The following is a 13,206-nucleotide window of genomic DNA, read 5'->3' as shown; positions in this document are numbered from 1 at the left end:
CCGTCCCCGCTCCGCCTCGACCGCAAGGAATCCCGATGCACGAGAAAAGCGCCTCCGGGGGAGGCAGGCAGACGCCCCTCACCCGGGCCATGGAGACCATTAGGACGCTCCGTCGGCAACTCGGTGAGCAGCGCGGCGACCAGCCCGTCGCGATCATCGGGGCCGGGCTCCGGCTGCCCGACGGCATCGAGGACCTCGACGGCTACTGGACGGCGCTCGCCGAGGGGCGCGACGTCATCCGTCCGATGCCCGAACACCGCAAGGGGCCCTTCGCCCGCGGCTGGGACGGAGTGCCGCAGCGCGGCGGCTTCCTCGACGAGGTCCTCGACTTCGACGCCGAGTTCTTCGGCATCAGCCCCCGCGAGGCGCGCCACCTCGATCCGCAGCACCGGCTGCTGCTCGAAGTGGCCTGGGAGGCCATGGAGCACGCCGGAGTGCGGGCCGACTCCCTCGCCGAGGCCCGCGCCGGGCTCTACCTCGGCGTCATGTGGCAGGACTACCGGGAATGGTGCGAGGACGAGCCGGACGCCTACTGGGCCACCGGCAACGGGCACAACTTCGCGGCCGGCCGGGTCGCCTACGCGCTGGGCCTGACCGGCCCGACCATGACCGTCGACACGGCCTGCTCCTCCTCGCTGGTCGCCGTGCACCTGGCGGTACAGGCGCTGCGCAGGGGCGAGTGCCACCTCGCCTTCGCCGCGGGCGCCAACCTGATCATGTCCCCGAACACCATGCGCCTGGTGCGGGAGACCCGTTCGCTCTCCCCTGACGGCCTGTGCAAGACCTTCGACTCCCGGGCGAACGGCTTCACCCGCGGCGAGGGCGTCGGCGTGACGCTGCTCAAACGCCTGGACCACGCGCTGCGCGACGGCGACCGGGTGCTCGGCGTGATCCGGGGCACCGCCGTCAACCAGGACGGTCGGTCCAGCGGCTTCACCGCCCCCAACGTGCTGGCGCAGGTGTCGCTCATCGAGTCGGCGCTCGCCGACGCGGGGCTTGAGCCGTCGGCCGTCGGCTACGCCGAGACGCACGGCACCGGTACCGCCCTGGGCGACCCCATCGAGATGGACGCCGTGGCCACCGCCCTCGGCCGGCGGAACGGCGGTGCGCCGCTGCCGGTCGGCGCGGTGAAGACCAACTTCGGTCACCTGGAGGGGACCGCGGGGATCGCCGGGCTGATCAAGGCGATGCTGTGCGTCACCCGCCGGCAGGTCCCGCCCGTCGTCCACTTCCGCCACCTCAATCCCCGGATCGACCTGTCCGGCACCGGCATGACCGTCCCGGACGAGCTCCAGGACTGGTCCCCCCGCTCCGGCGACTGCGCGTCGGTCAGTTCCTTCGGCATGAGCGGCACCAACGCGCACGCCATCGTCGGTCCGCTGCTGCCCGATGAGGTGCCGGGGCAGCGGGCGGACACCGCCGAGGGGGCCGGGGCTGATGAGGTCACCGGGTTCGAGATCACGGCGAAGAGCCCTGCGGCCCTGAGGACCCGCGCCGCGCGGTACGCCGAGGTGTTGGAGGGCCTCGACCCCGCCGACTATCCGGCCTTCGCCTACACCGTGACCGCCGGCCGCACCCGGCTGGACGTCCGGGCCGCCGTCACGGCCGCCGACCCACGGGCCGCCGCCGTGGCCCTGCGCGCCGTCGCCGCCGGGGAGTCCTCCGCCGACGTCCTGGTCACCGAGGACCAGGACCGCTCGGGGGACGCGCCGCACCCCGCGGCCGAGCTGCCGCGGCGCCTGCTCGACCTGCCCGGATACCCGTGGCAGCGACAGCGGTTCGCCCCGTTGGGGAAGGCCGACACCGCGATGGCCCCTGCCGCCGGCACTCCGGCGGCCGTGGACCGCGCCGAGCGGGCCGCTGTCCACGAGGTGGTGTGGCAGGACCTGGACCTGCCGGCCGCCGCCGGGCCGGGCCGGACGGTGGTCCTGGCCGGCGACGACGAGGCGCTGCTCGCCGCCCTGACCGCACGCGCCGCCGCGCTGGGGCTGACCGGGACCGTGCTCTCCCCGGCCGCGCCCGCCCTGCCCGAGGGGTGGACACACGCCGAGCTGCCCGGGGACGCGGACGGCTGGGCCGGGTTCGGCGCGGCGCACGCCCCGGCCGGACAGCGGCCCGTCCCGCTGCTGCTCGCCCTGCGGGCCACCGCTCTCCCCGAGGGCGGGAGCGAGGACGCCGGCCCGGACGGGCCTGGCTCCGCCCTCTGCACGGCCGTCACCACCGCCGTCGCCGCCCTCGGCCGGGACGCCCCGGGGCATCGGGTGTTCGCCCTCACCCGGGCCGCCTGCCGGACCGGCGCCGATGACCGCGTCGCCGCCACCGACCACGGGCTGCTGCACGGCCTCAGCCCCGTCCTCGGCCTGGAGCTGAACGCGGTCTGGGGCGGCGTGGCCGACCTGCCGGCCGAACCGGAGGCCGCCGACCTCGACGCCCTGTTGGGCCTTGTCGCAGCGGAGGGCGAGAGCGCCCACGGGGCCGCCGGCGCGGGAACCGTCGAGGACCGCCTCGCCATCCGTGGCGGAGCCGCCCTCGGCGCCCGCCTCGTCCCCGCGACAGCACCCGCCGTGCCGCTTGAGGTCGTGGCCGACGCGACCTATGTGGTCACCGGGGCGCTCGGCGGCGTCGGTCGCGAGCTGACCGCCGAGCTGGTCGCCCGCGGCGCCCGGAACCTGCTGCTCATCGGCCGCCGCGCGGAGGCCGAACTCGCCGACGAGGCACGGGAACTGCTGGCCGGGTTCGAGGCCGCCGGAGTGCGCGCCGTCTACCGGTCCGACGGCTGCGACACCGCCGAGGCCGTCGCGTCCGCGCTCTCCGGGCTGGCCGGGCTGCCACCGGTGCGCGGGGTGCTGCACGCCGCCGGCGCCCTGGTGCGGTCCCCGGCCGCCGAGACCGGCACGGCGGAGTTCGCGTCCTCGCTGCGCGGCAAGTTCACCGGGGCCTGGCTGCTGCACCGGGCCTCCCTGGAGTGGCCGCTGGACTTCTTCGTCACCGTCTCGTCGGTGTCGGCGCTCTGGGGCAGCGAGCACTGCGCCGCCTACGCGGCGGCCAACGGCGGCCTGGACGCCCTGATCGCGCACCGCGCCGGACAGGGCCTGCCCGCCGCCTCCCTGGCCTTCGGGCCCTGGAACCTCGGGGAGTCGGGCATGGCCGACTCCGCTTCCCGGGCGAACTTCGCCCGGGTGGGCGTCGGCGCCGTGGACGCGGCGACCGGCCGGGCCGCCCTGGCCGTGCCGGCCGGTGTCGCGGGGCACCTGGTCGTCTGCCCGCTCGACCTCGTCCGCTTCCGGTCGATCATGTCGCGGATCCGCCCGCGCGGGCTGCTCACCGCCCCGGCGGCCGAGGCCGGCGCCGCCCCCGGGTCAGACGGCCCGCCGGTGGCGGCGGCTGTGCTCGAACCCTCCGTCGCGGCCGAGTTGGCCTCCCTGCCGGAGCGGCGCCGGGCCGAGGTGGCCCGCGCCCACACGGCTCGGATCGTCGCCGCGCAGCTGGGCTTCGACTCCGACAGGGCGGTCAGGGACGACGCCGGCTTCTTCGACCTCGGCCTGGACTCCATCATGGCGGTGGACCTCGTGGACCGGCTGGCCCAGGCGTTCGAGGTCTCGCTGCGCGCGGCCGACGCCTTCGACCACCCGACCGTCACCCGGATCACCGAGTACATCCTGACGGAAGCCCCGGCGGCACCCGCCGCCGATGCCGTCTCCGCCGCCGCGCGGCCGTCCCCCCGGCCGGCCCCGACGACCGGCCCCGTCCGCACGGCCGGGGCCGCCGACGCGCGGGGGCACCGGGACGCGGAGGAGCGGCGGACCGAGCCGGAGCCGATCGCCATCGTAGGCATGGCCGGCCGGTTCCCACGGGCGGACTCCGTCGAGGAACTGTGGGACCTGCTGCGCGAGGGCCGCGACGCCGTCGGCGCCGTCCCGGAGGGCCGCTACGACCGGGCGGCCTTCCATGGCACCGCGCCGGGCCACATCACCACCGACCAGGGCGGTTTCCTGACGGACATCGCCCGGTTCGACGCCGCCTTCTTCGGCATCCCCGCCCGCGAGGCGGAGAACCTCGACCCGCAGCAGCGGCTGCTGCTGGAGTCCTCCTGGCACGCCCTGGAGGACGCTGGCATCCGCCCGCCGTCCCTGCACAGCTCCCGTACCGGGGTGTTCGTCGGCATCAGCTACGCCGACTACGCCCGGGTGCTGGCCGCACCGGGCGCCGAGGGGCTCGACGCGTACTACAGCACCGGCACCTCGCTCAACGCCGCCGCCGGCCGCCTCTCCTACACCCTCGGGCTCAACGGCCCCGCCATGGCCGTGGACACCGCCTGCTCCTCCTCGCTGGTCGCCCTGCACCTCGGCGTCCGTTCGCTGCGCGGCGGGGAGTCCGACGCGGTGCTCGCGGGCGGCGTGAACGTCATCCTCGACCCGATGGCCTCCGTCTCCGCGAGCCGGGCCCACATGTTGTCGCCCGACGGTCGGTGCCGCACGTTCTCCGCCGACGCCAACGGGTTTGTCCGGGCGGAGGGCTGCGGCGTCGTCGTCCTGAAGCGGCTCTCCGACGCCGAGCGGGACGGGAACCGGGTGCTCGCGGTGATCCGCGGCACCGCCGTCAACCAGGACGGGGCCTCCTCCGGGCTCACCGCCCCGAGCGGCACCGCCCAGCAGAGCCTCCTCGCCGACGCACTCGCCGACGCCTCGCTCAGCGGCTCGCGGATCTCCTACCTGGAGGCGCACGGCACCGGGACCTCCCTCGGCGACCCCATCGAACTGGGCGCCGCCTGGCGGGTCCTGGGGCCGAACCGCAAACCCGGGGAGCCCCTGCACGTCGGTTCGGTCAAGAGCAACATCGGTCACTGCGAGTCGGCCGCCGGCATGGCCGCCGTCATCAAAACGGTCCTCGCGCTGAACCACGACGTCATACCGGCCAACCTCCACTTCGCGGAACCCAACCCGCACGTGGACTGGGCGGAGATGAACGTCAGGGTGGTGGACACCCCAACTCCCTGGCGTTCCGGCGGGAAACCGCGGGTGGCCGGTGTCTCCGGTTTCGGACTGACCGGCACCAACGCCCATGTGATACTCGCCGAGGCACCGGCCGGGCCCTCCGCCGTCACAAGCGGCGTCCCGGCCGGAAACCCTCACCTCATCCCGCTGTCGGCGCCCGACGAGGCCGGCCTGGAGCGGCTCGCGGCGGCCTGGGCACGACGTCTGACCGAAGCCGAAGAGGCCGAACTGCCCGGCCTGGCCGCCGAAGCCGCCGTCGGCCGCGCCCACTTCCCGCACCGCCTGGCCCTGCTCGGCACGAGCCGGGAGAAGCTGGCCGCCCAGCTGACCGCCCGACGGCCGGAGCGCCCGCCCGGCCGGCCGAGGATCGCGTTCCTGTTCTCCGGACAGGGCAGCCAGCGGTTCGGCATGGGACGCGAACTGTACGAGAGCGAACCCGTGTTCCGGGAGATCTTCGACGAGTGCGACCGCCGGCTCACTCCGCTGCTCGACGCCTCGCTCGTGGAACTCACCCTGTACGGCGGCGATCCGGCGGCCGTGAACGAGACCCGGGTGACCCAGCCCGCCCTGTTCGCCCTCGAACTCGCCCTCGCCGGCCTGTGGGAGTCCTGGGGCGTGACCCCCGCCGTGGTCATGGGCCACAGCGTCGGCGAGGTGGCCGCCGCCGTCCACGCCGGGGTGATGGACCTGCCGTCCGGGCTCCGTCTGATCGCCGCGCGGGCGGCGCTGATGCAGAGCACCGAGCGCGGCGCCATGCTCGCCGTCAAGACCTCCGAGGAGGACACGCTGCGGCGGATCGCGGACACCCCGCTGGACATCGCGGCCGTCAACACGCCCGAGGCGACCGTCGTCGCCGGCCTGCCGTCGGAGATCGACCAGTTCGCCGAGGAACTCGCCGCCGACGGGGTGCGTGCGGTGCGCCTCACCGTCTCGCACGCCTTCCACTCCCGGCTCCTCGACCCGGTGCTGCCGAGGCTCCACGAAGCCGCCTCCGCCCTGGAGTTCGGCGATCCGCAGATCCCGCTGATCTCCAACCTGACCGGGGAGCCCGCGAGCCCCGGCACCTTCGACGCCGACTACTGGGTGCGGCACGCCCGCAACCCCGTCCGGTTCCACGACGGGGCCCGGCGGCTGGCCGCGCACGACGTGGACGTCTGCCTGGAGATCGGTCCCGACCGGAGCCTGGTGAACCTGGTCAGGGCCGGCGGGCTCGCCCCCGCGGGGGCGAGCGCGCGTCTGGTGCCCTCGTTGCTCCGCGACCGTGGCGACCGGGCCAGCATGGTCGCCGGGGTGAAGGCGCTCTACGAGTTCGGCGAGGACATCGACTGGACGGCCGTCCAGGCCCCGCGCCGTGTCCCGCGCGGCAACGCCCCGCGCTACCCGTTCGCCGACACCACGCACTGGCGGCGCGCGGAACACGGCACCGCGCCCCGGCAGGCCGGTGCCACGCCGGTGGGCGCCGCCACGTCAGGTCCGGCCGGTCCGCCGTGGGGCACCGAGCTGCGCTCGCCCGCCCTGACCGACCGGGTCTTCGTCACCGAGCGCAGCACCGTCTACCCGCCGCACCTCGATGACCACCGGCTGTTCGGCACCGTCCAGGTGGCGGGCGCCTCGCAGACCGCCACCGCGCTCTCCGCGCTCGGCCGCGACGGCGGTCATGTCGTCCTGGAGGACCTGCACTTCCCACGCGCCCTGGTGCTGCACGACGGGGAGCGCTACGAGCTCCAGATCATCGAGCGCGCGCCGGACCACGTCACCGGCAACCGGACGGTCAGTGTGCAGAGCCTGCTCGACCCCGAACACGGCCGCTGGCAGGAGCATCTGACGGCCCGTCTGCTCGACTCGGACCCGGCCGTGGCCAGAACCGCGCCCGACCCCGACACGTTCATCGCCGGCGCCGACCGGCACCTCAGCGGGGGCGCCTTCTACCGGCACCTGCGGGGCATCGGCTATCTGCTCGGCCCGTCCTTCAGCTGGGTCGGCGACGCCTGGGTCCGGGGCGACGAGGCCCTGATCCGATTCGACTGGCCCGAGGAGATGAACGAGCCAGCCGATGACTACCAGATCCACCCCGGGCTGCTCGACTCCTGCTTGCAGAGCTCCGTCAGCTTCGCCGTCCACGAGGAGGATCCCGAGCCGGACGGGCAGGAGGACGCCCTCGTCATCCCGTTCGCCGCCGCCCGGGTGTCCTTCCCCGGCCGGCCGGTGCCGGGCCGACCGCTCTGGGGCCATGTCAGAGCCGTCCTGCGGGACGGCCCCGAAGCCGGCTTCCACCAGGTGGAGACGGCGGACCTGCACATCTTCGACGGCACGGGCGCGACCGTCCTCGCCATGGACGGTTTCCGGTTCCGGCTCGCCTCCCGCTCGCTGCTCCAGGCGTCGCTCCGGCAGGGCGCCCGGCACACCTACCGCCTCGCCTGGACCGCACTGCCCGAGGAGGCCGCCGCCCCGGCGCCGTCCGTCCGGCACCTCGCGATCCTCGGCGCGGGCACCGAGGCGGGCCGCGCCCTGGCCAAGGCCGCCGAGGAGGCCGGGCACCGGGTGACCGCGCCCGGCCAGGCCGTGGTCGTCGGCCCGTCCGACGCGGACCCCGGCGCGGGACTCGCCGACGCCGACCTGATCGTGGACGCCCGCTTCCTCACCGGGCCGGAGACCGGCGCGGAGACCGACCACACCGGCGGAGGGCGAGCCGGGCCCCGGGAGGCGTCCGCAGCGGTGCTCGACCTGGTCGACACCCTCCGCGCCCTCCCGACCGGCGCGCCCTACGCCGTGCTGGCCGCCGGCACCGCGGCGCGGGCGCCCGTCCGCGAGAGCCTGTGGGGCCTGCTGGCCTCCCTGGAGGCCGAGGAGAGGGACCGTCGGCTCGTACGGATCACCCTCGCCGACGGCTGGGAAGCCGACACCCTGCTGGGCGCCCTCGCCGGCGGCCTCGACACCGGGTTCCCTGAGACCCGGCTGGAGGCCGGCCCGCGCGGCATCCGGGCGGCCCGCCTGGTGCCGGCGGCGGCGGCCGACTCCGGTCGGCCCGCCGGCGCCGCCCTGGTCACCGGCGGGCTGGGCGCGCTCGGGCTGAGCAGCGCGGCCATCCTGGCCCGGCACGGCTGCCCCTCGGTCACCCTGCTGGGCCGCTCGGAACCCGACGAGGAGGCCCGCCGCCGGATCGCCGAGATCACCGCCGCCGGCACCCGCGTCCACCTCGTGCGGGGCGACGTCACCGACCCGGCCGACTGCGCGCGCGCCATCGCCGAGGCGGGCGCCGGTGGGCACCCGTTGAGCCTCGTCCTGCACCTGGCGGGGGTGACGGACGACCGGGCCTTCGCCCGGGTCGACCGGGACAGCGTCGATCGGGTGTTCGCGGCCAAGGCGCGGGGCGCGGCGACCCTCGCCGAGGCGCTGCGCGGACAGGAGTTGGACGCGTTCGTGCTGTTCTCCTCGGCGTCCGCCGTCCTCGGCTCGGCCGGGCAGACCGCGTACGCCGCCGCCAACGGCTATCTCGGCGGTCTCGCCGAGGCCCTGCGCGCGGCGGGCGTGCCGGCCACCGCCATCGCCTGGGGCCCCTGGGTGCCGGAGGGGAAGGGCGGCCTGGCCGCCTCGGCGGCGGTCCGCCGGGCCACCGCCCGGATCGGCGTCGCCCCCCTCACCGACGAGGCGGCCGAGCCGGTGCTGACCGGCGCGCTGACCGGCGACGCCGCACGGATCACCGCCGTGGACATCGCGCCGGAGCGCTGGGCGGCGGAACTCGCCGGCCACCCGAGGGCCCGGCTGCTCGCCTCCCTCGCCGACGAGCGGCTCCCGCGGGTTCCCGCGACGGCGTCCGACCAGCCGCGCGGCTGGTATCGCGAGGGCCTGCTGGACCTGGCGCCGGACGCCCGCCTCGCCGCCCTGCGGGTGTTCGTCCGCGAGGCCGCCGGAGAGACCCTCGGGGAGTCCGCCTCGGTGGACGACGAGGTCACCTTCGGCGACATGGGCCTGGACTCGATCATGGCGATCGACCTGCGCACCCGGCTCTCCCACGCGCTGGGCATCGACCTGCTGGCCACGGTGGCCCTCGACCACCCCACGGTGCCGCGCATGGCGGACCACGTCGCCGGGGCGCTCGGGCTGCCGGGCCAGGACGCCGACACCCTGGTGGCCGCCCCGGCCGCCGGGTCCGGCCAGGAACCCTCGGGCGCCTCCGGACCCGCCGCGCTCCCCGACCTCTCGGCGCTGTCCTTCGAAGAGCTCGTCCAGGCCGTCCGCAGTGACGTGTCCGCCCAGAAAGGAGAGACCCAGGCATGAGTGACCCCTTGAGGCCCGATGAGATCCGCTCGCTGATGGAGGACCAGCTGAGGCTCACCCACCGGCTGCGGGCGAGGATCGCCGAACTGGAGAGCGACCACCACGCCCCGGTGGCTGTCGTCGGCATGGGGCTGCGACTCCCGCCGGCCATCAACTCGCCCGAGGCGTACTGGGAGTTCCTGTGCGGTACCGACTCCGCGCTGGCCCGGGTGCCGGATGACCGGCCCGGCCTGAGCGCGGTGTACGACCCGGTGCCCGGCCGGAGCGGACGCTCCTATGTCGACCGGGCCGCGTTCCTGGACCGCATAGCGGACTTCGACGCGGGATTCTTCGGGATCTCCCGGCGGGAGGCCCGGCTCCTCGACCCGCAGCAGCGGATGCTGCTGGAGACCGGCTGGGAGGCCCTGGAGCGGGCCGGCATCGCGGTCCGCCGCTCGGACCGCCTCGACGTCGGCATCTACCTCGGGATGATGACCTCCGAGTACAGCGAGCGGAACGAGGACCGCTCGGACATGTCCCGGATCGACCCGTACTACATCACCGGCGGCGGGCTGAGCTTCGGCGCCGGACGGATCAGCCACCTGCTGGGCTTCTCCGGCCCGGTCATGGGGGTGGAGACAGCCTGCTCCTCCTCCCTGACCACCCTGCATCTCGCCGTCCAGGGCCTGCGCCGCCGGGAGTGCCGCTACGCCCTGGCCGGCGGTGCCAACCTGCTGCTCTCCGCCAGCCTGATGGTCTCGCTGTGCCAGACCCGGGCCCTCTCCCCTGACGGGCGCTCCAAGTCCTTCCTGGCCGGCGCCGACGGCTACGGGCGCGGCGAGGGCATCGGCATGGTGGCGCTGATGCGGCTGGACGACGCCGAGGCCGAGGGCCGCCCGGTGCTCGCGGTGATCCGGGGGACGGCCGTCAACCACGACGGCGCCGCCACCGGTCTGACGGCCCCGAACGGCCCGGCGCAGCAGGAGGTGATCCGGGCGGCGCTGGCCGACGCCCGGGTGGACCCGGCCGAGGTCGGCTTCGTCGAGGCCCATGGCACCGGCACGATACTCGGCGACCCGATCGAGATCGGCGCCCTGGACGGGGTGCTCGGCGAGGCGGTCCGGCGGCGCGGCACGCCGCTGTCCATCGGCAGCGTCAAGTCCCGGATCGGGCACCTGGAGGGGGCCTCCGGCATCGCCTCCGTGATGAAGACCGTGCTGATGCTCCAGCACGGGGTGATTCCCGCCGCCGCCGACCCCGACGACGGCGAGCTGAACCCCCATATTCCGTGGCGGCGGCTGGGCTTCGACGTTCCCCGGGCCGCCCGGCCCTGGCCGGAGGGCCTGGCCCGCCGGGTGGCGGGCGTCAACTCCTTCGGCATGAGCGGCACCAATGTGCACGCCGTGCTGGAGGCGCACCAACCCGCCCCGGCGGATACGGACACGGATACGCCACCCGCCTCGCGCGAGCCCGAGCTGCTCACCCTGTCCGCCAAGGACCACGAGGCGCTGGACCGGCTCGCCGACCAGGTCGGGGCCCTGCTCCGCGGGGCCGAGGACGGGCGGCTCGCGGACCTGTGCCACACCCTGCGTGCCGGGCGGGCGGCCTTCCCGCACCGGTTGGCCGTCACCGGCACCACGGCCGGGGGGCTGGCCGACGCGCTCGCCGACTGGCGCGCCACGGCGGCCCCGGTCGTCCCGAGCGCGGCCGGGCAGGCGCGTTCGGCGGGCGCCGCCCCCCAACCGCCCCGCCCCGAGCTGCATGTCTCGGGCCAGGACAGCCGGCTGGCGGAAGTCCTCGACGCGCTGACCGCCGCCCACCCCGACCTGGCAGAGCCGGGGGCCGCGCCCCGGGACCCGGCCGGACGGCTCCGCGCGATGCTGGATCGGCTGGGCGTGCGGACCCGCCCGGGAGAGGACGGCGGCCGGGCGGCGGCCGACACCGCCGCCGTCCGGGTCGAGCTCCGCTGGGAGGGGGAGGGCGCCCGGCACACCCTGCCCCTCGCCGGGGACCGTCCCCAGGACGCCCCCGCGCTGCTGCACACCGCGCTGGCCACCCTGTTCGCTCAGGGAGCCGACCTGCGGCTGGCCGCCCTGCGCGCCCCGGGCGCCCGCTTCACCGGAGGGCTGCCCACCTATCCCTTCCGCCGCCGCAGGTACTGGATCGACGAGCCGACCGGCGACGCGCCCCGCACGGACGCCCCCGACGCCGCCGCGCCGGCCGACGCGGTACCGGACCTGGCCGCGCTCAACGCCTATCTGATGGACCAGCTCCGGGATGTCCTCCAGGCCGACGAGCTCGACCCCGGGCTCTCCTTCCTCGACGTGGGCGGCGACTCCTTCATCTCGACGCTGTTCATCACCCGGGTGGAGGAGCGCCACGAGGTCGGCCTCACCGCCGACCAGCTCTCCCTGGACATGCCGCTGCGCGACCTGATGGGCAAGCTCGCCGAGTCCATCCTGGCGGCGGCGTCCGGGGCCACCCCGGACGGACCGGCGGTGACCGGATGAGCCGCGACGCCCCCGGCAGCGCCCGCCCCGCGAGCGTCTTCGCCAGCGCGTCCCCGCGCGTCCCCGCCGGCGCGCGGGGCGGGGCGGGCGGCCAGGGCGGCGACGCCTTCATCCGGCCGCGCACGGTCCCCGCGCCCGAGCTGCGGCTGGTGGTCGTCCCGCACGCGGGGGGTTCGGGCAGCGTCTACCACCCGCTGCACCGCGTCCTCCCGACCGACTGGGACCTGCTCCTGCTCGACCTGCCGGGACGCGGCAAACGGCACGCCCAGGCGTCGGTCACCGATATGGCCTCGCTGGTCGAGCTGGTCACCGAGGATGTCTCGGCCCTCGACGACGGGACCCCGCTGGCCCTGTTCGGGCACAGCCTCGGCGCCGTCATCGCCTCCGAGACCGCGCGTTCGCTGCGGACCCGCGGCATCGCCCCCGTCTGGGTCGGGGTCTCCGGCCGTCAGGCCACGAGCATCCAGCCGGCCATCCGCCTCCTCGACCCCAGCCTGTCGGACACCGAGCTGGCCCGGCGGCTCGCCCGACTCGGCGGCCTGCCCGATCGGATCGACGAACTACCGGAGTTCCGCGACCGGTTCCTCCGGCTGATCAGGTCCGACCTGCACGCCCTCGACTCCTATCGGCCCGACCCCGACCGGGAGCCCCTGTCGGCCGACCTGACCGTCTTCGCCTCCACCGACGACGCGCTCGCCCCGGTGCCCGGGGTGTCGGCGTGGTCCCGGGAGACCAGCGGAGACTTCCGCCGCCGGCTGTTCCAGGGCGGCCACTTCCACTTCCTCGGGGAGACCTTCCCCGACTTCGCCGAGGCGCTGGCCGCCGAGATCACGCACACCCTGGCCCGGCTGACGCCCAGCGGAACCGAGGCCGCCACACCGCACCGACGGGAGACCCCGGCATGACCCGCGAGCAACCAGCCGACTTCCGGACCCTGATGGCCGGTTTCCCCACAGGAGTCACCATCGTCACCACGGCAGACGCCGACGGCGCCCCGTGGGGCATGACGCTCACCTCCCTGTGCAGCGTCTCGCTTGAGCCGCCGATCCTGCTCGTGTGCATGCGCCGCGGCAGCCCCACCCTCGAAGCCATCCAGGGCGGCAGCGGGTTCGCGGTCAACCTGCTGCACCGCAGGGCCCGCGCCACCGCCGAGCTCTTCGCCTCCGGGGCGCGGGACCGCTTCGACCGGGTGTCCTGGCGGATGGCCGGCACGGCCGCGGGCCCGCACCTCTTCGACTCGGCGCACACCATCGCCGACTGCCGCGTCACCAGCGATCACGTGGTCGGCGACCACGTGGTGGTCATGGGTCAGGTGACCTCCGTGGTCCGGCTCGGCGAGGAGCAACAGCCGCTCCTGTACGGCATGCGCCGGTTCGAGACCTGGCCGGACACCGAGGACCGGCTGTCGTACGACTTCATCTCCTGAGACGGCGGAGGCACAGTGA

Annotated in this window: 4 protein-coding genes; all 4 read left to right on the top strand. The window is 75.5% G+C overall.

What is annotated here, in order from left to right; translation table 11 throughout:
• Positions 1-89 precede the first annotated feature (89 nt).
• From K4G22_RS30855 to K4G22_RS30830, 4 genes are read left to right on the top strand one after another with little or no spacing between them, the layout of a single operon-like run.
• Positions 90-9,272 (top strand): SDR family NAD(P)-dependent oxidoreductase, encoded by a 9,183-nt coding sequence (locus tag K4G22_RS30855; protein ID WP_322785151.1) that lies wholly within the window; start codon positions 90-92, stop codon positions 9,270-9,272.
• Entirely contained in the window at positions 9,269-11,761 is a 2,493-nt protein-coding gene (locus K4G22_RS30840; protein WP_228083771.1) for a beta-ketoacyl synthase N-terminal-like domain-containing protein, read from the top strand. The genes K4G22_RS30855 and K4G22_RS30840 overlap by 4 nt, the downstream gene beginning before the upstream one ends.
• Positions 11,758-12,666, top strand: a complete 909-nt coding sequence (locus K4G22_RS30835) for a thioesterase II family protein (RefSeq protein WP_228083770.1) — start codon at positions 11,758-11,760, stop codon at positions 12,664-12,666. The genes K4G22_RS30840 and K4G22_RS30835 overlap by 4 nt, the downstream gene beginning before the upstream one ends.
• Positions 12,663-13,187, top strand: coding sequence for a flavin reductase family protein (locus K4G22_RS30830; protein WP_228083769.1), 525 nt, complete (start codon positions 12,663-12,665; stop codon positions 13,185-13,187). Before K4G22_RS30835 ends, K4G22_RS30830 begins: the two co-directional genes overlap by 4 nt.
• The last annotated feature ends 19 nt before the right edge of the window (positions 13,188-13,206 follow it).

Origin of the sequence: Streptomyces profundus, from assembly GCF_020740535.1 — a bacterium.
Taxonomy (GTDB): domain Bacteria; phylum Actinomycetota; class Actinomycetes; order Streptomycetales; family Streptomycetaceae; genus Streptomyces; species Streptomyces profundus.
The sequence above is the reverse complement of the archived record's forward strand: the minus strand, read 5'-3'. Positions and strand labels throughout refer to the sequence as shown.